This window comes from Caenispirillum salinarum (assembly GCF_044803115.1).
Classification (GTDB): Bacteria; Pseudomonadota; Alphaproteobacteria; order Rhodospirillales; family Rhodospirillaceae; genus Caenispirillum; species Caenispirillum salinarum_A.
Genome location: NZ_CP085224.1, coordinates 3,407,071 through 3,426,856 on the forward strand (window position 1 = coordinate 3,407,071; position 19,786 = coordinate 3,426,856).

Genomic DNA, 19,786 nt, shown 5'->3' on the forward strand with positions numbered 1-19,786 from the left:
CCTCTTCGCTCCGCGCCGGTCGCCCAGGGACGCCGTGGTCAGCGCCCTTCCCGCTTGGCCAGGAAGGCCAGCCGCTGCAGAAGGTGGACGTCCTGCTCGTTCTTGAGCAGCGCCCCGTGCAGCGGCGGCAGCAGGGTCTTCACGTCCTTGGCCCGCAGGGCTTCCGGAGAGATGTCGTCGGCCATCAGCAGCTTCAGCCAGTCCAGAAGCTCGCTGGTCGACGGCTTCTTCTTCAGCCCCGGCACGTCGCGCAGGTCGTAGAACAGGCTCATGGCCTCGCGCACCAGGCGGGACTTGATGTCGGGGAAGTGGACCTGGACGATGTCGGCCATCGTGTCCTCGTCCGGGAAGCGGATATAGTGAAAGAAACACCGGCGCAGGAAGGCGTCGGGCAGTTCCTTTTCGTTGTTGGACGTGATGATGACGATGGGCCGCGTCCTGGCCGAGACCATCTCGCCGGTCTCGTGCACGTAGAACTCCATGCGGTCGAGTTCCAGCAGCAGGTCGTTGGGGAACTCGATGTCGGCCTTGTCGATCTCGTCGATCAGCAGCACGCAGCCGCCCTCGGTCGTGAAGGCCTCCCACAGTTTGCCGGGCTTGATGTAGTTGCGGATGTCGTGCACCCGGTCGTCGCCCAGCTGGCTGTCGCGCAGGCGGCTGACGGCGTCGTATTCATAAAGGCCGTGCTGCGCCTTGGTGGTGGACTTCACATGCCAGGAAATCAGCGGCAGGCCCAGCGACGCGGCCACTTCCTGCGCCAGCACCGTCTTGCCCGTGCCGGGCTCGCCCTTCACCAGAAGGGGGCGTTGCAGGGTCACGGTGGCGTTGACCGCGACCTTCAGGTCCTCGGTGGCGACGTACCGCTCGGTGCCGGAGAACTTCATGGGATACCTTGCGCTGTTTCACCCTGGGGTCGAACGAGATGCGACCAAAGTCGCTTGTAGCATAACGCCGCCGATGGAGCGGCACCCAACCCTTTTACCCGTTGCGGCGGCGCAATGCGAGTCTTCGGCAGTTGCGAAGGCCCGCCCGCCGGGGCATGATCCGCGCCGCTTCCCCTGTCCGCCGTGAAGGATGCCAGCCGCCATGCCTCGTCGCGCCGCCACCACCCTGATGCTCTGCCTGCTCGCCCTGCCGCTGGCCGCCTGCGAGCCCAGCAAGGCCGACCTGCTGGACAAGGCGGAGGGCATCACCACCAAGCAGGGCCTGCGCGACGCCCTGGGCAAGCCCGACGACATCGCCAAGCTGGGCCCCATCGAAACCTGGACCTACCACGCCGACAACGGCGCGGTGACGTTCCTCATCGCCGGGGATGCGGTGACCCTCAAGACCGCCGGCGGCGCCGCCAACTAGCAGGCGCTAACCCCCCAGCAGCACGCGCTTCGCCTCGTTGACCTTGGCGGCCATCCAGCTTGATCCGCCGTGATCGGGATGGGCGCTCGCCATGACGCGGCGGTAGGCGCGCTTGATCTCGTCGGCCGTTGCGCCCTCCTCCAGTTCCAGGATGCGCAGCGCCTCTGCGCGGGTCATGGCGCCGTCGGCCGAGCCCGCCGCGCCCTGGCTGCCGCCAGCCCGATCCCCCGCCCCCTCCGCCCGGTCGCGCCAGTCGGGGTCGTGGCGGTCGAGCCAGGTTTCATACACCCGCGCGCTGTCGGGATCGCCGCGCACCTGCCGCCAGAGGTCCAGGCGTTCCACCGGGTCGAGATCATCGAGCTGGCGGCCGGCGAAGGGGCCGGTCAGGACCTCCCCGCTCATCTGGCCGGAGGCATGGTGGAGCGTCATGCGCAGGTGGTCGGTGGCGACCTCGGACGTGCCGGGGCCGGTCTGGCGTCCGCCGCCGCCGGGCATGCCGAAGCCGAAGCCGCCGGACCCGCTGCCGGGCGTGTGAAAGCCCGACGGTCCGCCGAACAGCCCCATGCGGCGCATCAGCTGGCCCATCATCAGCAGGCGGAAGATGCGGCCCGCCCAGGGCGCCATGCCGGCCAGCGCCGCCATTGCCCAGCCGAGGCGCCCCGTCGCCGCCAGCACGATGATGACCAGCAGCAGCACCACCACGCCGGCCCGCTTGAGGGCCTTGGCGATCTGCGCGGGGCTCGCGTTGACGAACCACTGCCCGATGAGAAGAAAGGCGACGATCAGTCCGACGCCCAGGATCACGGCCCCCAGAAGCATGATGCCCGCGCCCTCAGCCGCCCATCTGGTGGGTAAGTTGCAGCACCGCCCGGTTGCCGCTGGACTTGCCGTAGTCGGCCAGCGCCTTGCGCCCGCCGGCCGCGAAGACGGCGACCGCGCTCAGCAGGTCATGCAACTCCTTGGGGCTGTTCGCGTCGAACCGGCAGCACGCCCCGCCCGACAGCTTGGCGACCTGCTGGAAGACCTGCTGGGCGCGGACGTCGTCGCCCTCGTGGAACATGAAGGCCGGCAACCCGTTCAGGCCCATTTCGCCGGCCAGATGGCAGATCGTGTCCGGGTTTTCCTCCAGGCAGTCGCCGACGAAGACCAGCGCGGCGACCTTCTGCTTGCGGGTCTCGTTCAGGGCGTGGCGCAACACGCGCTCGATCTGCGTTTGGCCGCCAATGCAGGACACCTTCTTCATGCGGCGCAGCAGGTCGTCGCCGTCGGTCAGCCACTGGGTGGCGCGGAACTCTCCGAAGCCGCGGTAGAACGCCACCTGCATCTCCAGCCCGCCCAGGCCGGCGGCGACGGAAAACATCTCCATCTGAAGCTTCGACGCCTGCGCCCAGGTCGGCTGACGGCTGGCGGTGGCGTCCAGCGCGAACAGCAGACGTCCCTTTTTCCCGGCCTCCGGACGCGGCGCGGGGGTCGCGGCAACCTTGTTCAGAAAGGCGTCGACGTCCGTCCCGGTGGAGCGCGGCGCCGGCGTGTGCTTGTCCTGGCTCATGAGCAATCCGCTTCCTCAAGTCTTCCAGGGAGATAGGATAGCGGAGGCCGTTTTTCCAGATTGCCGGGCGGGGAATCGGCGGGGCATGGGTCGGGCGGTGGTGCAGCGAGGCCACCAAGACACGAAGAACACCAAGAGGGTGTGCTGACGGGGGCGGCGGCGTTTCATTGGCTGACGGTTGTTCTTTAACCACCAAGACACCAAGACAGCGCGCGAAGGCGCGCCATCATCCTCTTCGTGTTTCAGGGCTTCCCGGTCTGTCGGATGAATTTATTAACGAACCGAGGGAGCACGAGGAAGCCCGCGGCTCGCTCGTAGAGAATATCGTCGCGCAGCAGCGAAGCCTTGGTGTCTTGGTGGTTCATCAAGACAACGCCAGCCGAAGAAGCCGCAGCATTCGCCGCCAGCACACCCTCTTGGTGTCCTTTGCGTCTTGGTGGCCTCACCGCACCCCGTCAGTCCCGGTCACGCACTCCGCTGCGCCAGTTGCTTGAGGTTGATGGCGTCCAGCAGGGCGCGGAGTTCCTGGCGGGCGGCGACGTGGCTCATGCTCATTTCCACCTGGATGCCGGAATGGCGCAGGTCCAGCAGCGTCAGCCCTTGCAGGAACAGCTCGCGGTAGATGACGCGCTCGCCCAGGCCGGGCGCCTGGCGGAAGCCGATGCGGGTGGAAAGCTGGCCGACCAGGTCCTCCATTTGCCGCTTGATGCGGCTGTCCAGGTGGGACAGGCGGTTGCGGATGACGATCCAGTCCACCGAGCCGCCGTCCTTCAGCGCCCGGTTCTTGCGCGTCTCCCAGATGCTTTCGGCATAATGGCTGGGGCCGGCAATCTTCATGGTGTCGGGGTCGACGCGGGCGATGACGTCCAGGTCGATGAAGCTGTCGTTCAGCGGCGTGATCAGCGTGTCGGCGAAGACGTGGCCGGCGCGCGACAGGTAGTTGTCGGACCCTGCCGTGTCGATGACCATTACGTCGCAATTCCGAGTGTGCTGGTTCACCGCGCGCAGCAGGGCGCGCAGATCCTTGTCCTTGTCCTCGCTGACCTTGATGGGCACATGGCTGGGGCGCGGCAGATCGACGTTGAGTTGCCGACACAGCCTCTCGCGGTTTTCCACGTAGCGGGTCAGCGTGCCCTGGCGGGCATCCAGGTCGATGGTGCCGACCCGCAGGCCCTCGTACAGCAGGCTGACGATCAGGTGCATGGCGATGGTGGACTTGCCCGTGCCGCCCTTCTCGTTGCCGAGAACGATGACGTGGGCGCCGTCGGTGCCCTGGTTCCAGTTGCGGCGCGCCGCGCTGGGAGCTTCTGCGTTCATGCGATGGCTCTCCCCCTGCCCTTCCATCCGGCCGGTCACGCCGGCGCGTCGTCGGCCACCAGCCAGACGGCCGTGTCGTGGAACACGGCGCCGCCGGCGGGCGGCGGCACGTCGGCGCTGGTCAGCGTGTTGATGCCCTCGCCGCCCGGAAAGTCGGCGTTGGGCCAGATGCTTTCCACAACCAATACACCACGCGGCAGCCCATCGAAAAGCGCCGCATGCAGCCGCACCCGGCCGCGCGCGTTGCCGATGGCGACCGCCTGACCCTCGTCGATGCCGTGGGCGGCCGCGTCGTCGGGATGGATCATCACCGTCGGGCGCTTTTCCTGCTTGCGGCTGGTGGGTGTTTCGGTGAACGAGGAATTGAGGAAATTGCGCGCCGGCGCCGCCACCAGGCGGAAGGGCCGGTCGTCGTCCACCTCGTCGATGATCGCCACGTGGTCGGGCGCGCTGGGCAGCATGGCCCCCAGCCGGCCGAGCGTCGTCCAGTCCGGGTGGAAGTGGAAGCGCCCGTCGGCCTGCGGGAAGCCGTTGTGGAAGCAGCCGCCGTCGCCGTGGTCGTTGCGCGGCGAGACATCGATGCCGCCGGCCGCCCAGACCTCTTCCGCGCCCGGCCAGCCGCTGCGGCCCAGCGTCTCGTCGATCAGCTCCCACGCCGTCATGTGCATGGCGGGGTGGTCTGCGCCGAGGCGCTTCATCAGTTCGTTGAGCACCCAATGGTTCTCGCGGGTCTCGCCGGGGCCGTCGATGACCTTGCGGCCAACCTGGAGCCATGTGTGGCCGCCGGCCTTGTAGAGGTCGTCATGCTCCAGGAACATGGTCGCCGGCAGCACGACATCGGCATAGCGGGCGGTTTCCGTCATGATCTGCTCGTGCACGCAGACGAACAGGTCCTCGCGCGAAAAGCCCTGGCGGACCTTGCGGTGCTCGGGCGCGACGACAACCGGATTGGTGTTCTGGATGAGCATGGCGTGCACGCCCGGCCCGTCGCCCAGCGCGTCGCGGTCGCCGGTCAGGATGGGGCCGATGCGGCTCATGTCCAGGCCGCGCACGGACGGGTCCTTGCGGTCGGACGCCATGACCAGCGACTGATCGACGTGGAAGCCGCCGGAGTAGCTGTAGAGCCCGCCGCCGCCGCGTACGCTCCAGGCGCCGGTCATGGCCGGCAGGCAGGTGGCGGCGTGCATGGCCGCAGCCCCGTTGCGCTGGCGGGTGAAGCCGTACCCGAAGCGGATGTAGGCGCGCTTCGTCGAGCCGTAGAGCCGCGCGAAAGCCTCGATCTCGGCGGCGGGGATGCCGGTGATGCGTGCGGCCCACTCCGGCGTGCGGTCCTTGAGGTGGGCTTCCGTGGCCGCCCCGAAATCGGTCATGCGCGCCAGAAAATCGCGGTCCGCCAGCCCGTCGCGCAGCAGAACGTGCATCACCGCGCAGGCGAGCGCGCCGTCGGTGCCGGGACGCAGCATCAGGTGCTGGTCGGCCTGTTTGGCCGTGGCGTTGCGGTATGGATCCACCACCACGACCTTGGCGCCGTGCGCCTTGCGGGCCTTGGCGACGTGGGTCATCACCTGCACCTGCGTGTGCACGGCGTTGGTGCCCCAGAGCACGATCACCTCGGCGTCGGCGATTTCCAGCGAGGACGTGCCCATCTTCTCGCCCACGCCCGCGAACCAGCCGGGATCGGCGGTGCCGGTGCAGATGTTGCCGGTCTGGCGGGAATAGCCCAGAACGTGCGTCAACCGGTCGATGCCGTCGCGCTGGATCAGTCCCATGGTGCCGGCGTAGTGGTAGGGCCAGACCGCTTCCTTCCCATGCTTCGCCTCGGCGGCCCGGAAGGCGTCGGCCACCATATCCAGGGCATCATCCCACGAGCACTCCTCGAACCGGCCCTCTCCCTTGGCGCCGACGCGGCGCAGGGGTTTGGTCAGGCGGTCGGGGTTGTGCACGCGCTCGGCGTAGCGGGCGACCTTGGCGCAGACGACGCCGTCGGTGAAGGGATGCTCCTTCGCGCCGTGGACGCGGCCGATGCGGTCGGGGCCCAGGCGCTCCACCGACAGGGCACAGGCCGAGGGGCAATCGTGGGGGCAGACGGAATACGCAAGGTCTGCGGAAGTCATGAACACCAATTTTTCACACGTTGGTCCTGTGCCGACTGTAGCGGGGATGCCCGCCGCTGCCCATAGAAACCTTCGAGTCGCGCACCATCGCCCCAAGGCCGGCGTTGCGGCGGAAACGGTTATGGGTTATCTGAAGCCCTTGTTTCTCGCCCGGGCGGTGGTCGCCCTGGGTCGTGCCGGTCGCCTTTCAGCGACGCCTGGCCGAAGAAAGGATCTTTTCACCGATGAACCGCCTTGCCCTGCCCATCGCGGCGATGACCGCCGTCGTGGTCGCGTCCAACGTCCTGGTCCAGCACCCCATCAACGACTGGCTGACCTGGGGCGCGCTGACCTACCCCTTCGCCTTCCTGATTACCGACCTGACCAACCGCGCCGCCGGAGCCTCCGCCGCCCGCCGGGTGGTGACGATCGGCTTCCTGATCGCCGTGGTCATGTCCGCCTTCCTGGCGACGCCGCGCATTGCCGCCGCCTCGGGCGCCGCCTTCCTGACGGCCCAGCTGCTGGACGTCTACCTGTTCGACCGCCTGCGCAACGTGGGCAAATGGTGGACCGCGCCGCTGGCGTCCTCCACGGTCGGCTCGGCGCTGGACACGGCCGTCTTTTTCGCCGGCGCCTTCGCCTTCACGGCCGTGCCGTGGGTGACGCTGGGCCTGGGCGACTACGCCGTGAAGCTGGGGCTGGCGCTGCTGATGCTGATCCCCTTCCGCCTGGCGATCAGAACGGTCCTGGCGAAGCCCGCCTGAGACCGCATATAAAGGGGGCGGCCTTCTTCCGGAGGCCGCCCTTTTTGTGTCCGGATTCAAGAGGATGGGAGCATGACGGAGCGCGTGGACTGCGTGGTGATCGGCGCCGGCGTGGTCGGACTGGCAGTGGCCCGCACGCTGGCGATGAAGGGCCGCGAGGTGATCGTGCTGGAGGCCGAGGACGCCATCGGCACCATCACCTCCAGCCGCAACAGCGAGGTCATCCACGCCGGCGTCTACTATCCCACCGGCAGCCTTAAGGCCCGCATGTGCGTGCGCGGCAACCGGATGCTGCATGCCTACTGCGACGCCCGCGCCATCCCGTACGCCAACTGCACCAAGCTGATCGTCGCCACCGAGCCGGAGGAGGTCGACGGCCTGAAGGGCATCCAGGCCAAGGCCGGGGAAAACGGCTGCCGTCTGGACTGGATGTCGGGCGCGGAAGCCCGGGCGCTGGAGCCGGCGCTGCGGTGCGAGGCCGCCCTGCACTCCCCCACCACCAGCATCATCGACAGCCACGCGCTCATGGTCTCCCTTCAGGGGGAACTTGAGGACGCCGGCGGCATGGTCGCCTTTCTCTCCCCGGTCCAAAGCGGCCTGGCGATGGACGACGGCCGGGTGCGGCTGAACGTGGGCGGGGCCGAGCCCATGACGCTCGATGCCGCCACGGTCGTCAATTGCGCCGGCCTGGGCGCGCAAGAGGTCTCCCGCCGGATCGAGCGGCTGAACCCCGCCACCGTCCCGCCCCTGCACTACTGCAAGGGCAACTACTTCACCATGACCGGCAAGGCGCCGTTCGAGCGCCTGATCTACCCTATGCCGACGGCGGCGAGCCTGGGCCTGCACTACACCCGCGACATGGCCGGCCAAGGCCGTTTCGGCCCGGACGTGGAGTGGATCGAGACACTGGATTACAGCGTCGACGAACACCGGGCGGAGAAGTTCTACGGCGCCATCCGCCGCTACTGGCCGGACCTGAAGGACGGGCAGCTGACGGCCAGCTATTCCGGCATCCGCCCCAAAATCCAGGCGAAGGGAGAGCCGGCGCACGACTTCGACATCCAGGGTCCGGCGCGGACGGGGCATGCGGGCTATGTCGCTCTTTACGGAATAGAAAGCCCCGGCCTGACATCCTGCCTGGCGATCGCGGATCACGTATCGGAGATGCTCTCGTGACCACCTGGCGGACGGCGGCGGCCCTGGCGGCCCTGGCACTCGGACTGGCCGGCGCGCCGCTGGCGGCCTGGGCCCAGGCGCCCGAGGACATCATCATGCCCCAGCGCTCCTTCCCGCCGCAGCGGCCCGAGACGCCGCTGGTCGAGGTGGTGGAGGTGCCCGACTGGCGCGGCCGGGCGCGCGACATGGTCGCCACGCTGTCGGAATACGGCCACGGCCGCGCACCCGCCTTCACGCTCATGATGCGCGGACAGCCCGATCTTCTGTTCCAGACGCAGAAGGACGACGCCCTGGCGGAGCTTCTGCGCGCGCCGTCGGCGCTGGAGGACCTGGTGGGCGACGGCCCGCCGCCGGTGGGCAGCATGGACCGCCAGTTCGCACGCACGCTGGACGCCATCGTCGCCGACAACCTCTACTGCGGCACCCAGCCGCCGCTGACGGAAGAGCAGATCGCAGAGGCCCAGGAGTTCGGCCTGCCGGTCTTTTCCATCGAACGCTGCAGCGACGCCATGACGGCGCAGGAGGCCCGCCGCTGGACCGACCAGCGCGGCGTTGTCGCGCACGTCACCACCGACGAGCGCCTGAACAGCGTGCCCACCGGCCGGCTGCGCGACGCCAACCCCGAGATGGTCCAGGCCGCCGGCGAGGCCAGGACCGTGCTGTTCGTGCTGCACAACCGCCGCTATCCGGCCAAGGTGGACTGGCTGAACGCCCTGCGCGGCACCAACCACGACATGCTGGTGATCGCGCCGTTCTACAAGGGCGACACGCCGCTTTCGGCCGATGAGGTGTATTCGCTGAAATTCAAGAAAATGGGAAGCCCCCGCCTGGTCATCGCCCGCCTGCCCCTGACGGAGGCGCGCGACACGGCGTGGTACTGGAAGGAAACCTGGAAGGTCGGCGACCCTGCCTTCATCAAGGCCCGCGGCCCGGAGGCCGGCACCTACATCGTGGACTTCGCCGATCCCCGGTGGCGCGCCCTCGTCGGCGAGACCTTCGCCGGACTCATGGACCTGGGCTTCGACGGCATCATGCTCGACGGCCTGGAGGCGGTTGACGCGCTGACGGAAGACGGGCTGATCAACTGAGGCACGGCAAGAAATCGAGTGGGACGCTTCCTCCCACGAGAACCGGCTCCAGCTTCACACCCTCTTTTCACTTTCTCTCTTTACGAGCACACAATATATTCCCCCCTTTATGCGTGCCAGCATGCCCATGCAGGTCGCGGAAGGGGGGAACTATGGCATTCGTATTCAAGACAGCGATCTTATTCCTGACATTTCCGGTAAGCCTCAGCTGGTTTCTTGCAAGGAAGAACAAGGGGCTGATCATGGTCGCACTCAGCCTACTGGTGGCATACAACGCTTACACTACGGTAGGCAGCGCCATGGCCTGCGCCCAGCGTTCAGCCGAGCGGACAACCCAGTGCATGGATGCCGCATTCGATTCCGGCGTGCGCGCCGAGATGGACCGGGACGACTATGACGCCACTTGCTCAAGCCTGCGCACCGCCGGAGGCCAGTACGAGTGCTTCACGAAGTCCGTCGTTGGCCTGGCCATTGCGCCCGCCCTGCACTCAGCCCTGTTCGCAGAGCTTTTCTAGGGCGAAGACACGGTTCAAACCTTCCCCTTGGTCTCGGCCTTCGAGTAGTTGCTGAAGTGCCCCTCCTTCGCGGCGGCGGCGCGGCCGCTGGCGATCACGCGGCCCGATTTCATCTGCGGGGCCGGCGTCGACAGCAGGCGGTCCAGCGTCTGCGCCCCGCAGGACGGACAAGCCGGTGTATCGCCGGAGCGCACGAGCGTCTCGAAGGCGTGGTCGCAGGCGGTGCAACGGTAGGAATATAGCGGCATGAGGAACCCCTTCACGTCCGGACGATGTCTCAGCGCGTTCTGGGGGCGAGGATCACGCTAGCACAACCGGCACCGCCGCGACAGCCCTCAGCGGCGCGGCTTCTGGGCGTGGTCGGCGTCGCGCTCGCGCTCCTCCACCAGTTCCTCGTGGGCGGTTTCCTGGATGGCGTTGTAGTCCTGCTCCAGCGCCGGCGTGGCCTGGAGAAGCTCGCCGATCACCTGCTCGGCGCGGCTTTCGTCCAGTGTCAGCCGGTGCGTCTTGGACAGGAACTCGTCGATGGGCAGGTCCTTCTCGGTCGCGCGCGCGTCTTCCATGTCCATGCGCACGCGCAGAAGCTGCTTGATCCAGTGCTTGAGCGTTGTCTGTTCCGGGGTCATGCCGTTCAGCCTCCCTGTATCGTTTCAATTCAGCGGCATTAGAACAACGCGGTCGTCTCGGCGAAGGCCGCCTTGTATTCGTCCTCCAGCCGCGCCACCAACTCGCCGGCGCGGGGGATGTCGCCGATGGCGGCGACGCCGTGGCCGGCCGACCAGATATCCCGCCACGCCTTGGCCTCCCCGGCCATGTCCAGGTCCTTCTTGGGCGGCAGGTTCTGCGGGTCGAGGCCCGCGTTGACCAGGCTTTCGCGCAGGAAGTTGGCGTTCACCCCCGAGACCGAGTCCGTATAGACGATATCGGCGACCTGGGCATCGTGGATCATCTGCTTGTAGGCCTCCACGGCGCGGCTTTCGGCCGTGGCGATGAAGCGGGTGCCCATGTAGGCGAAATCCGCCCCCATCATGCGCGCGGCCGCGACATGCCGGCCGGTGGAGATGGAGCCGGCGAGGATGATGGTGCCCGAGAAGAACGACCGCACTTCCTCGATCAGCGCAAAGGGGCTGGCGGTGCCGGCATGGCCGCCGGCGCCGGCGCACACCAGGATCAGACCGTCGACGCCCGCCTGCGCGGCCTTCCTGGCGTGGCGCAGCGTGATGACGTCGTGGAAGACCTTGCCGCCGTGGGCATGGACCTTCTCCACCAGGTCGGGCACCGCGCCCAGCGACGTGATGACCAGCGGCACCTTGCGGCGGCACACGACCTCCAGGTCGGCCTCCAGGCGCGGGTTGGTCTTGTGGACGATCAGGTTGACGCCATAGGGCGCGCAGGCGCCGTGCGCGGCGCGGGCGGCCTCGATCTCGTCTATCCAGGCTTCGAAGCCCTCTGTGGTGCGGGCGTTCAGCGCCGGGAAGGTGCCGATCATGCCGGCCTTGCAGGTCTCGATCACCAGTTCCGGGCCCGAAACCAGGAACATGGGCGCGGCGATGGCGGGCAGGCGGAGGTTTTCGCGCAGGGGTGCCGGAATGGGCATGGACGGATGAACTCCTGTTGGATCGGTCAGGCGGTGGCTTCGTCTGTTGCGGCGCCGTGCCCGGACCCTCCACCCCTGGCAGCTTGCGCCTGTCCGTGCCGACGCCGTAACGTCGAAAAAATACAACACAATCAACACGCCATGGGAAGGATACGCGCCATGCTCCCCGATTCCCCGACGTCCTGGGCCGACGCCCGCGCCCGTTTCCGGTGGGACATCCCGGCCCGGACCAACATCGGAGTCGATGTCTGCGACCGCCATTGCGCCACCGACGAGGGTGCGCGCCGCCCCGCGCTGATCGTGGAGGACGCCGACGGCACCGTCGCCACCACCAGCTTCGGCCGGCTGAAGGACCTGTCCGACCGGCTGGCGGCGGCCCTGGCCGCGCGGGGCGTGACGCGGGGCGACCGCGTGGCGGTGCTGCTGCCCCAGTCGGTGGAGACGGCCGTGGCCCACATCGCGGCCTACAAGCTGGGATGCATCGCGGTGCCGCTGTTCGTGCTGTTCGGCGAGGACGCACTGGAATACCGGCTGGCCGATTCCGGCGCCCGCGCGGTGGTGACCGATGCCGCCAACGTCGGTCGCGTGCTCGACCTCAAGCCCCGCCTGCCGGACCTGGCCTGCGTGCTGACGGCCGGCGGCGCCACCGGCGCGGCGGAAGACCTGCACGCCGCCATGGACGCCGCCGACACGTCGGGCTTCAGCCCCGCCGACACCGCGGCCGACGACCCGGCGGTCATCATCTACACCAGCGGCACCACCGGAAAGCCCAAGGGCGCCCTGCACGCCCACCGGGTTCTGCGCGGCCACCTGCCGGGGGTGGAGATGCCGCACGAGTTGTTCCCGAAGGACGGCGACCTGTTCTGGACGCCCGCCGACTGGGCCTGGATCGGCGGCCTGCTGGACGTGCTGCTGCCGGCCCTGTTCCACGGCGTGCCGGTGCTGGCGCATCGCGCCCGCAAGTTCGACGCCGAAGACGCCTTCCGCCTCATGGCCCGCCACCGCGTCCGCAACGTCTTCATGCCCCCGACGGCGCTCAAGATGCTGCGGCAGGTGAAGGACCCGGCGCGTTTCGGCGTTCACCTGCGCTCCATCGGGTCGGGCGGCGAAACGCTGGGGCGGGAGTTGCTGGACTGGGGCCGCGAGGCCTTCGGCCTGACCATCAACGAGTTCTACGGCCAGACCGAATGCAACCTTGTGCTCGGCAACTGCGCGGGCCTGGGGGACGTGCGCGAGGGCAGCATGGGCCGCGCCGTCCCCGGCCACACCGTCGCCATCATCGACGACGGCGGCAACGAACTGCCGCCGGGCTCCGACGGGCACATCGCAGTGAAGGCGCCCGACCCCGTGATGTTCCTGGGCTACTGGAACAAGCCGGAGGCGACGGCGGAGAAGTTCATCGGCGACTGGCTGGTCACCGGCGATACCGGCCGCATGGACGAGGACGGCTGGTTCTGGTTCCTGGGACGCGCCGACGACGTCATCACCACGGCCGGCTACCGCGTCGGACCCGGCGAGGTGGAGGATGCGCTGATCCGCCATCCTGCCGTGCGGCTGGCCGCGGCGGTCGGCGTTCCGGACCCCGACCGGACGGAAATCGTCAAGGCATTCATCGTGCCGGCCGACGCCGCTGTCCTGGACGATCCCGAACGGCAGGCCCGCCTGACCGAGGAGATCCAGGCCTTCGTGAAGACCCGCATGGCGCGGCATGCCTATCCCCGCCGCATCGAATTCGTCGCCGACCTGCCCATGACGACGACCGGCAAGATCCAGCGCAAGGTACTGCGCGAGCGGGGCTAGACGTCCCGGCTCGCCAGGGGCAGACGGCGCCGCGCCCGGGCCGGGCGGGGGCAGCGCCGTACACGCGCGGCCGGTCAGATGCTGAACGGCAGCTTCTCGACGCCGGTCACCACGAATCCCTCGCCCTCAGGGTGCTGCTGCAGAACCTTGGCGCGGGCCTCGTCCGCTGTGTCGGCGACCACTTCGATGTGGCGCTCTTCCGCCCACTTTTCGTCGTAGACGTCATAGCGGCGGTTTTCCTTCAGCGCGTCCCGGACGTTGGCGTTGTATATTGCCACAGAGAACTTGCAGCAGCCCTGGCGCGGAACATTGAGCGGATCGGCGTGTTCGGTCATGGGTTATCTCTCACCTTCGGTCGCATCGGTCGGTCTGGGGAGTGGTCGTTCCACCCTCATACCTATCGACGCCCATGGGCCGGGCTGCGGTTGCGTCACCGGCTTCCTCAACCACACAAAAAATAAGGTATTTACAAAAGGGCCAGCCTCTGCTAGCTCTCCGACTGAGACGCATTCTCATTTGCACGTTTTTGCCCGCGGTGCCCCAAGCCCGGGCCGTTCCACGGATGATCGATAACGCTATCGGGAGCATAGTGACCATGACGCACCGCCTTCGCGGCCTCGGCCGCCTCACCGTCGCCGCCTTTGCCCTGGCCGCCCCGTCGGCCCTGTTCGCCGCCGATGCCGATGCTGCCGAGGTCAACCTGTATTCGGCCCGCAAGGAAGAGCTGATCCGCCCCATGCTCGACATCTTCACCAAGGAGACGGGCATCGAGGTCAACGTGCTGACCGCCAAGGCCGACCAGCTGGTGGAGCGTATCAAGGCGGAGGGCGAGAACAGCCCCGCCGACGTGCTGCTGACCGTCGACGCCGGCAACCTGGTGCGCGCCAAGGAGGCCGGCATCCTGGACACGGTCGAGTCCGACGACCTGACCGACCATATCCCGGCGCACCTGCGTGACGAGGAGAACCAGTGGTTCGGCCTGTCCCAGCGCGCCCGCGTGGTGTTCTACGCCAAGGACCGCGTCGACCCGGCCGAGCTGTCCACCTACGAGGCCCTGGCCGACGAGAAGTGGAACGACCGCATCTGCATCCGTTCCTCGGGCAACATCTACAACCAGTCGCTGATGGCCAGCCTGATCTCGCACCACGGCCAGGAAAAGGCCGCCGAGTGGGCCGAGGGCATGGTCGAGAACATGGCGCGCAAGCCGCAGGGCGGCGACCGTGACCAGATCAAGGCCGTGGCCGCCGGCGAGTGCGACATCGCCGTGAGCAACACCTACTACGTCGTCGGCATGATGCAGTCGACCGACGAGAACGAGCTGAAGGCCGCCGAGGCCGTCAACGTCTTCTTCCCGAACCAGGACACCACCGGTGCCCACGTCAACATCTCCGGCGGCGGCGTCGTGAAGGGCGCGCCGAACCGTGACGAGGCCGTGACGCTGCTGGAGTGGCTGGCCAGCGAGACGGCCCAGGAGATGTACGCCGAGGTCAACGGCGAGTACCCGGTGCGCCCGGGCGTCGAGTGGTCGGAATTTCTCCAGTCCTGGGGCACCTTCAAGGCCGACGCCCTGCCCATGTCCACGCTGGGCGAGCTGAACGCCGAGGCCGTGAAGACCTTCGACCAGGCCGGCTGGCGCTAAAGCCGGGCCGCTTCCGAAGGCTTCCCACACGGTCTTATGCCTTTGGATAGCGCCACAAGGCTGAATTGTGGCGCCATGCGGCGGGGTGCTAGACCTCGCACCAGCGAGGCACTCTCTCACCTCTCGCACCTTTCGACCCCCCGGCACCCTGGTGCCGGGGGTCCTTTTTTGCGCGTACCTGACCGGCCGCCGCCGCTGTAAAGCCCGCCGACATGCGTCGATGGGCGCAGAGCGGGCGTCGCCGGCCTCCGGCGGCACAGGCTACCGGCGGCATGACGGTGGCTCAGCCTTTTGCGCCGGGCCGCGCGGCGGCGGCACCGATGTCGGGATTCCTGACATCGGGACCTGCCCCTGCCACGACCGGCCGCGCCTTCCCGCTTGGCCCGCCGCTTGCTCCTCCTCTGCCACACGCCACGACGGAGGGAGCGGAGTCGCCATGCGGACGAGCGCCATCGGGAGGACCCGGACCACCACCAGCACCACCGCCGCCATCGCCTGCGCCCTGGCCCTTGGTGCCGTGATCCTGGGCCCCGCAGGCGGCGTGCCGCAGGCCGCCGCCGCCACCGGTGCGGCTCAGCGCGCCTTCGATCGCGCGGTGCAGCACCATCATGGCGAGGGCGCCCCGAAAGACCTGGCACGCGCCCAGCGGCTTTACTGCCAGGCCGGGCGCAGCGGCCATGCGGAGGCCGCCTTCACCATAGGCTGGATGTTCCTCAACGGCCGCGAGACGCCGCAGAGCGACGCCCAGGGCGCCGCCTGGATGGCCGCAGCCAAGCGCGCGGGCCACCCGACGGCCGGCAACGTGCTCAAGATGCTGGGCGGCGTTGAGACGGCGCGCGTGCGCCACTGCCCGACACCGCAGAGCAACACCGCCGTCGCCGGGGCCGGCACCGGAACCGGCGGCGGTGCGCGGCTTGCCGAAACCTCTCGTTTGGCCCTGCGGCCGCCGCCGGACATCGATGCCCTGGCCCGGCGAATCGCCGCCGAATACGACATCGCGCCCGAGCTGGTGCTTGCCGTGATCGCCGTGGAAAGCGCCTGGCGGCCGGACGTCGTCTCCCACGCCGGCGCCCAGGGCCTCATGCAGCTCATCCCCGAAACCGCCGCGCGATTCGGCGTCAGGGACCCCTTCGACCCCGAGCAGAACGTGCGCGGCGGCACCCGATACCTGCGCTGGCTGCTGTCCCTGTTCCGGGGCGACGTGACGCGGGCCCTGGCGGCCTACAACGCCGGGGAACGGGCGGTCCTGCGGTACGGCGGCATTCCGCCCTACGAGGAGACGCAGAACTACGTGGTCAAGGTGCGGCGCTACTACCAGGCAGTCCGCCACCCCTACGACGCGGCTCTGGTCGGCCCCGACGTGCGCCTGCAGATCAGCCAGGCAAACTGATCTTTGGGCGGGGGCGTACGCTATCGGCAAGCTTTCTCAACAGGCGTAGCTGGGGTATATACGACCGGAACCACGACAAAATAGTGACGCGACGAAAGCATTAGGGCGGGCTGTTACGGCGTGGTGTCTCAGGAAAGTCACAGGTGACGCAGTTTTCTCACTTGCTCATCCACTTTCCCGTTGACCGGCCCCACCCGAAAGTCCCTAATACCCAAGTCGCAGGTAGCACGGGACCTCCCAGGTTCCGCCGGTTTCACCCCCAACAGAATGTTCGGCCATGACGATCCATCGCACTGCTTCAGCTTTCGACGCATCCTCCGCAAACGTTTGCGCCGAGGTCTTCGCGGCCAATGATGATGACATCTGGCCGATGGACGACACGGCCGAGGCCCTGCGCAACCTGGGCCAGGATATTCTGGACGAGCCGGTGCCCGAGTTCCTGCTGAAGGCGCTGGAAGGCTGACGCCACGCGCGTCACACCACCGCCACAGGCGCCCGATTTCGGGGTCGGACGTTACAAGGGAGCGCGGCGCGCTCCCTTTTTTGTGTCCGGCGACAGGCAGACGACTCGATGCCCGTCTCAACGATGGCCCCGCCGCGCGTGTTGGTGTTCGGAGACGATACCGACACCACCGCAGAGGAGGCAGCCTCATGGCACAGGATGAGTCCGACCGCCGCCCGCCCGACCGCCGGCCCCCGCCGGAAAACCAGACCGACCGCGATCCGCCGCCCGCGCCGCGCGATCCTCACGGCCCCCACGCCGACACCAGCGACGTCTCCGCCGCCACCGACACCGGCCCCGGGCCGGCCCACCATCCGCCGCCGCCCACCGACGACTCCGGTCCGCCCACCCCGCGCGGGGCCCACGGGCCGCACGCCGGGACTCCCGTCGGCGAGCAGCAAACCCGCGGCGCCGTCAGCGGCACGGTGAAGGCCGTCTATATCCTGTACTTCGTCGGCGTGTTCGTGGCGCTGGCGGTCATCATCGGCGCGCTCATTGCCTTCTTCAAGCGCCAGCCCTCAACGCGCGTGGAGCAGAGCCACTACGATTTCCAGATCCGCACCTTCATCGGCAGCGTCGTGGCCTGGATCGTCGGCGCCGTGGTGATGTACCTGGGGCCGGCCTTCATGCCGTTCGCTTGGGCGATCATGCTGCTGTGGGCCTTCTGGATCGTCATCCGCTCCGCCAAGGGCCTGAGCTGGGCCGGGCGCGGCGAGCCGGTGCAGGACCCGAACAACTGGCTGTTCGGCGGCGGCGGCACCCAGCGCGCCGGCGACGTCGACCGCCGACCGCCACCGTAAAACCGGGGACGGCAGGGTCCGCGCGCGGCGACCGGAACGGCCGCCGCCGCGCCGGCGCCGTCACGCCGTTGCCAGGGCCACCTTGCGCTTTTCCACCACCTCGTCGGCGGTGCGGCCCTGCACGTCCTGCAGGCGCTCGAAGCGCCAGTGGAAGGTACCCACGCCCATGGTGACGCTGCGCAGTTCCACGATCAGGTCGTGCATCTCCGCCTGGGGCACGCAGGCGGTCACCGTGTCCCAGTTCTCCCAGCCCTCGCGCCGGTCGAATCCCAGGATCTGCCCGCGCCGGCTGGAAAGCGCCCGCTGCGCCTTGGAGGTGTACTCGTTGGGCACGTTCACCTCGACCGTCAGCATGGGCTCCAGAAGCAGCGGGTCGCACTGCGGAAGCCCCTCACGCATGGCGATCTGGCCGGCAGTCTTGAAGGCGGCCTCGGAACTGTCGACCACATGGTAGCTGCCGTCGAACAGCTCCACCGCCACGTCGACCACGGGGAAGCCCAGCGGACCGCGCTGCAGGGAGTCGCGCACCCCCTGCTCCACCGCCGGAATGTACTGGCGCGGCACCACGCCGCCGGTGATGGAATCCTTGAAGGCGAACCCCTCGCCGCGCGGCAGCGGCTTGATGCGTACATGCACGTCGCCGAACTGGCCGTGCCCCCCGGTCTGGCGCTTGTGGCGGCCCTGCACCTGGGTGGAGCCGCGGATGGTCTCCTTGTAAGGCACCTGCGGCTGCGTCGTCGCCACCTCCACATGGTAGACCCGCGCCAGCCGCGCCAGCGCCACCTGCAGGTGGATGTCGCCCTGCCCCCACAGCAGAAGCTCGCCGGTGTCCTCGTCGTGGGCGACGGAAAGGCTCGGGTCCTCCAGCGCCAGGTCCTGCAGCGCGCCCGACAGCTTGACGTCGTCGCCCTGCTTGGCCGGACGCAGGGCAAGGGCGAACAGCGGCGGCAGCGGCCGCGGCCAGGGATGAGCGGCGTCCTTCGGCGGCGCCTCGCCGATCAGGGCGCCGGTCGGCACCGCGTCCAGCCGCCCCAGTGCCGCCACGCCGCCGGCCTCGACCGTGTCGGACTTGCGCGTCTCGCCGCCGAACAGGGTGAAAAGCCCCGTCACCTTGCCGCCGGACGCCGGTTCGCACGCCGTCTTGAGCGTCATGCCGTCCTTGATGGCGCCCGACCATACGCGCACGTACGACAACATGCCGGCGTGGGCGGCGTGCACGGTCTTGAAGACGGTCGCCAGCGGCTTGCCCGCGGCGGACTCCAAGTCCACGCCGAGGCGCATCGCCGCCTGTTCGTGGCCCGGCACCTCGTGCCGCAGGGCCTTGAGCAGGCGGCGCACGCCTTCATTCTTGTCGGCCGAGCCGAAGAAGACGGGGACGATCTTGTCGTCCTCCAGGTCGCGGGCGAGATCGGCGTAGATTTCCTCGCGCGGGGGGACCACGTCCTCCAGCACCTTTTCCATCAGGTCGTCGTTGAAGTCCGCAAGGCTCTCCAGCAGTTCCTGGCGGGCGACCTCCTCGATCTCCTTGGCGTTGTCGGGAATCTTGATGAGGTCCGAGGCCTGGCCCGGCTGGTATTTGTAGGCGCGCTCAGAGACCAGGTCGATGTAGCCGATGACGTCCTCGCCCTCCTGGATGGGCACCTCGCGCAGCACCAGCGGCCGGGCGGAATGGGCCTGCAGGGCCTCCAGCGCCGCCCGGACGTCGACGCTGTGGTGGTCCACCTTGTTGATGAAGACCATGTGCGGGATGTCGTGGTCGTCCAGCAGCTTGAGCACCGGCGCGACCATCACCGCACGCTCGGGCTCGGGATCGACGACCACCACGGCCACGTCGGCCACCAGGACCGGGCCGACGGTCTCCTGCGCGAATTCGTTGGAGCCCGGGCAGTCGAGAAAGGTCCAGGGCTCGTCCAGCCAGGTGCAGGAGGCCACGTTGACCTCCACGCTCATGTCCCGGTCGCGCGCCTCGGGACTGGCGTCGCCGACGGTGCTCTTGTCCTTGATGGTGCCCTGCCGGTGCGTGGCGCCGGCTGCGTTGAGAATGCTTTCGAGAAGCGTCGTCTTGCCGCCCATGTAAGGCCCCACGAGGGCCGCCACGCGGGGCGTTGATGCCTTGCCGGCCATGGCACCGTCTCCTTCTCTCCGTTCATCCGGGAACCTTCATGGTCCCACCGGATCAAGCGAAGCGGCAACACAATTCGAC

Annotated in this window: 20 protein-coding genes; 10 read left to right on the plus strand and 10 right to left on the minus strand. The window is 68.4% G+C overall.

Features of this window, described 5'->3' with window-relative positions:
• Nucleotides 1–38: 38 nt before the first annotated feature.
• The gene (locus LG334_RS15635; RefSeq protein WP_404379444.1) at nucleotides 39–884 is read right to left on the minus strand and encodes an AAA family ATPase; all 846 of its coding nucleotides are present in this window, start codon (nucleotides 882–884) and stop codon (nucleotides 39–41) included.
• Between the two features lie 202 nt (nucleotides 885–1,086).
• Between LG334_RS15635 and LG334_RS15640 the strand changes: the two genes are divergently transcribed.
• Nucleotides 1,087–1,353 carry a hypothetical protein gene (locus LG334_RS15640; RefSeq protein ID WP_404379446.1) on the plus strand — a complete coding sequence of 89 codons (267 nt, stop codon included), beginning with the start codon at nucleotides 1,087–1,089 and terminating at the stop codon, nucleotides 1,351–1,353.
• 6 nt (nucleotides 1,354–1,359) lie between these two features.
• Here the strand turns inward: LG334_RS15640 and LG334_RS15645 are convergent, their stop codons facing one another.
• The 4 genes from LG334_RS15645 to LG334_RS15660 form a co-directional block, all read right to left on the minus strand.
• Nucleotides 1,360–2,172 carry a DnaJ domain-containing protein gene (locus LG334_RS15645; RefSeq protein ID WP_404379448.1) on the minus strand — a complete coding sequence of 271 codons (813 nt, stop codon included), beginning with the start codon at nucleotides 2,170–2,172 and terminating at the stop codon, nucleotides 1,360–1,362.
• Nucleotides 2,173–2,185: 13 nt separating this feature from the next.
• Nucleotides 2,186–2,902, minus strand: coding sequence for a VWA domain-containing protein (locus tag LG334_RS15650; protein WP_404379450.1), 717 nt, complete (start codon nucleotides 2,900–2,902; stop codon nucleotides 2,186–2,188).
• Between the two features lie 465 nt (nucleotides 2,903–3,367).
• Nucleotides 3,368–4,219 carry a division plane positioning ATPase MipZ gene (locus LG334_RS15655; protein WP_404379452.1) on the minus strand — a complete coding sequence of 284 codons (852 nt, stop codon included), beginning with the start codon at nucleotides 4,217–4,219 and terminating at the stop codon, nucleotides 3,368–3,370.
• Nucleotides 4,220–4,254: 35 nt separating this feature from the next.
• Entirely contained in the window at nucleotides 4,255–6,333 is a 2,079-nt protein-coding gene (locus tag LG334_RS15660) for a molybdopterin-dependent oxidoreductase (protein WP_404379454.1), read from the minus strand.
• 224 nt (nucleotides 6,334–6,557) lie between these two features.
• Between LG334_RS15660 and LG334_RS15665 the strand changes: the two genes are divergently transcribed.
• The 4 genes from LG334_RS15665 (at nucleotide 6,558) to LG334_RS15680 (ending at nucleotide 9,855) form a co-directional block, all read left to right on the plus strand.
• Nucleotides 6,558–7,076 carry a queuosine precursor transporter gene (locus tag LG334_RS15665; protein ID WP_404379456.1) on the plus strand — a complete coding sequence of 173 codons (519 nt, stop codon included), beginning with the start codon at nucleotides 6,558–6,560 and terminating at the stop codon, nucleotides 7,074–7,076.
• 72 nt (nucleotides 7,077–7,148) lie between these two features.
• Complete coding sequence (locus LG334_RS15670; protein ID WP_404379458.1) at nucleotides 7,149–8,252, plus strand: NAD(P)/FAD-dependent oxidoreductase; 1,104 nt, start codon at nucleotides 7,149–7,151, stop codon at nucleotides 8,250–8,252.
• Nucleotides 8,249–9,340 carry a hypothetical protein gene (locus tag LG334_RS15675; RefSeq protein WP_404379460.1) on the plus strand — a complete coding sequence of 364 codons (1,092 nt, stop codon included), beginning with the start codon at nucleotides 8,249–8,251 and terminating at the stop codon, nucleotides 9,338–9,340. The genes LG334_RS15670 and LG334_RS15675 overlap by 4 nt, the downstream gene beginning before the upstream one ends.
• A 152-nt stretch (nucleotides 9,341–9,492) precedes the next feature.
• The gene (locus LG334_RS15680; protein WP_404379461.1) at nucleotides 9,493–9,855 is read left to right on the plus strand and encodes a hypothetical protein; all 363 of its coding nucleotides are present in this window, start codon (nucleotides 9,493–9,495) and stop codon (nucleotides 9,853–9,855) included.
• Nucleotides 9,856–9,869: 14 nt separating this feature from the next.
• Here the strand turns inward: LG334_RS15680 and LG334_RS15685 are convergent, their stop codons facing one another.
• From LG334_RS15685 to LG334_RS15695, 3 genes are all read right to left on the minus strand, one after another.
• The gene (locus LG334_RS15685; protein WP_404379463.1) at nucleotides 9,870–10,103 is read right to left on the minus strand and encodes a zinc ribbon domain-containing protein; all 234 of its coding nucleotides are present in this window, start codon (nucleotides 10,101–10,103) and stop codon (nucleotides 9,870–9,872) included.
• 87 nt (nucleotides 10,104–10,190) lie between these two features.
• On the minus strand, nucleotides 10,191–10,481 hold the full coding sequence (locus LG334_RS15690; protein WP_404379465.1) for a hypothetical protein: 291 nt from the start codon (nucleotides 10,479–10,481) through the stop codon (nucleotides 10,191–10,193).
• 38 nt (nucleotides 10,482–10,519) lie between these two features.
• The gene (locus LG334_RS15695) at nucleotides 10,520–11,452 is read right to left on the minus strand and encodes an NAD(P)H-dependent flavin oxidoreductase (RefSeq protein ID WP_404379467.1); all 933 of its coding nucleotides are present in this window, start codon (nucleotides 11,450–11,452) and stop codon (nucleotides 10,520–10,522) included.
• A 159-nt stretch (nucleotides 11,453–11,611) separates the two neighbouring features.
• Between LG334_RS15695 and LG334_RS15700 the strand changes: the two genes are divergently transcribed.
• Nucleotides 11,612–13,252, plus strand: a complete 1,641-nt coding sequence (locus tag LG334_RS15700; RefSeq protein ID WP_404379469.1) for an acyl-CoA synthetase — start codon at nucleotides 11,612–11,614, stop codon at nucleotides 13,250–13,252.
• A 74-nt stretch (nucleotides 13,253–13,326) separates the two neighbouring features.
• On the opposite strand, the gene LG334_RS15705 is transcribed toward LG334_RS15700, so the two are convergent.
• Nucleotides 13,327–13,587, minus strand: a complete 261-nt coding sequence (locus tag LG334_RS15705; RefSeq protein ID WP_404379471.1) for a hypothetical protein — start codon at nucleotides 13,585–13,587, stop codon at nucleotides 13,327–13,329.
• Nucleotides 13,588–13,847: 260 nt separating this feature from the next.
• Here LG334_RS15705 and LG334_RS15710 point away from each other — a divergent pair, with 260 nt between their 5' ends.
• The 4 genes from LG334_RS15710 (at nucleotide 13,848) to LG334_RS15725 (ending at nucleotide 17,583) form a co-directional block, all read left to right on the plus strand.
• Nucleotides 13,848–14,891, plus strand: coding sequence for a Fe(3+) ABC transporter substrate-binding protein (locus LG334_RS15710; protein WP_404379473.1), 1,044 nt, complete (start codon nucleotides 13,848–13,850; stop codon nucleotides 14,889–14,891).
• Nucleotides 14,892–15,327: 436 nt separating this feature from the next.
• Entirely contained in the window at nucleotides 15,328–16,281 is a 954-nt protein-coding gene (locus tag LG334_RS15715) for a transglycosylase SLT domain-containing protein (RefSeq protein WP_404379475.1), read from the plus strand.
• A gap of 277 nt (nucleotides 16,282–16,558) precedes the next feature.
• Nucleotides 16,559–16,744 (plus strand): hypothetical protein, encoded by a 186-nt coding sequence (locus LG334_RS15720; protein ID WP_404379477.1) that lies wholly within the window; start codon nucleotides 16,559–16,561, stop codon nucleotides 16,742–16,744.
• Nucleotides 16,745–16,932: 188 nt separating this feature from the next.
• On the plus strand, nucleotides 16,933–17,583 hold the full coding sequence (locus LG334_RS15725) for a DUF4870 family protein (protein WP_404379479.1): 651 nt from the start codon (nucleotides 16,933–16,935) through the stop codon (nucleotides 17,581–17,583).
• A gap of 60 nt (nucleotides 17,584–17,643) precedes the next feature.
• On the opposite strand, the gene LG334_RS15730 is transcribed toward LG334_RS15725, so the two are convergent.
• Nucleotides 17,644–19,707 (minus strand): elongation factor G, encoded by a 2,064-nt coding sequence (locus LG334_RS15730; protein ID WP_404379481.1) that lies wholly within the window; start codon nucleotides 19,705–19,707, stop codon nucleotides 17,644–17,646.
• Nucleotides 19,708–19,786 lie beyond the last annotated feature (79 nt).

Coding starts and splice junctions, on each gene's coding strand:
- LG334_RS15710 (WP_404379473.1), top strand. CDS start 13,848: ATGACGCACCGCCTTCGCGGCCTCGGCCGCCTCACCGTCGCCGCCTTT.
- LG334_RS15660 (WP_404379454.1), bottom strand. CDS start 6,333: ATGACTTCCGCAGACCTTGCGTATTCCGTCTGCCCCCACGATTGCCCC.
- LG334_RS15635 (WP_404379444.1), bottom strand. CDS start 884: ATGAAGTTCTCCGGCACCGAGCGGTACGTCGCCACCGAGGACCTGAAG.
- LG334_RS15695 (WP_404379467.1), bottom strand. CDS start 11,452: ATGCCCATTCCGGCACCCCTGCGCGAAAACCTCCGCCTGCCCGCCATC.
- LG334_RS15680 (WP_404379461.1), top strand. CDS start 9,493: ATGGCATTCGTATTCAAGACAGCGATCTTATTCCTGACATTTCCGGTA.
- LG334_RS15670 (WP_404379458.1), top strand. CDS start 7,149: ATGACGGAGCGCGTGGACTGCGTGGTGATCGGCGCCGGCGTGGTCGGA.
- LG334_RS15665 (WP_404379456.1), top strand. CDS start 6,558: ATGAACCGCCTTGCCCTGCCCATCGCGGCGATGACCGCCGTCGTGGTC.
- LG334_RS15705 (WP_404379471.1), bottom strand. CDS start 13,587: ATGACCGAACACGCCGATCCGCTCAATGTTCCGCGCCAGGGCTGCTGC.
- LG334_RS15730 (WP_404379481.1), bottom strand. CDS start 19,707: ATGGCCGGCAAGGCATCAACGCCCCGCGTGGCGGCCCTCGTGGGGCCT.
- LG334_RS15700 (WP_404379469.1), top strand. CDS start 11,612: ATGCTCCCCGATTCCCCGACGTCCTGGGCCGACGCCCGCGCCCGTTTC.
- LG334_RS15725 (WP_404379479.1), top strand. CDS start 16,933: ATGGCACAGGATGAGTCCGACCGCCGCCCGCCCGACCGCCGGCCCCCG.
- LG334_RS15655 (WP_404379452.1), bottom strand. CDS start 4,219: ATGAACGCAGAAGCTCCCAGCGCGGCGCGCCGCAACTGGAACCAGGGC.
- LG334_RS15640 (WP_404379446.1), top strand. CDS start 1,087: ATGCCTCGTCGCGCCGCCACCACCCTGATGCTCTGCCTGCTCGCCCTG.
- LG334_RS15690 (WP_404379465.1), bottom strand. CDS start 10,481: ATGACCCCGGAACAGACAACGCTCAAGCACTGGATCAAGCAGCTTCTG.
- LG334_RS15685 (WP_404379463.1), bottom strand. CDS start 10,103: ATGCCGCTATATTCCTACCGTTGCACCGCCTGCGACCACGCCTTCGAG.
- LG334_RS15650 (WP_404379450.1), bottom strand. CDS start 2,902: ATGAGCCAGGACAAGCACACGCCGGCGCCGCGCTCCACCGGGACGGAC.
- LG334_RS15715 (WP_404379475.1), top strand. CDS start 15,328: ATGCGGACGAGCGCCATCGGGAGGACCCGGACCACCACCAGCACCACC.
- LG334_RS15645 (WP_404379448.1), bottom strand. CDS start 2,172: ATGCTTCTGGGGGCCGTGATCCTGGGCGTCGGACTGATCGTCGCCTTT.
- LG334_RS15720 (WP_404379477.1), top strand. CDS start 16,559: ATGACGATCCATCGCACTGCTTCAGCTTTCGACGCATCCTCCGCAAAC.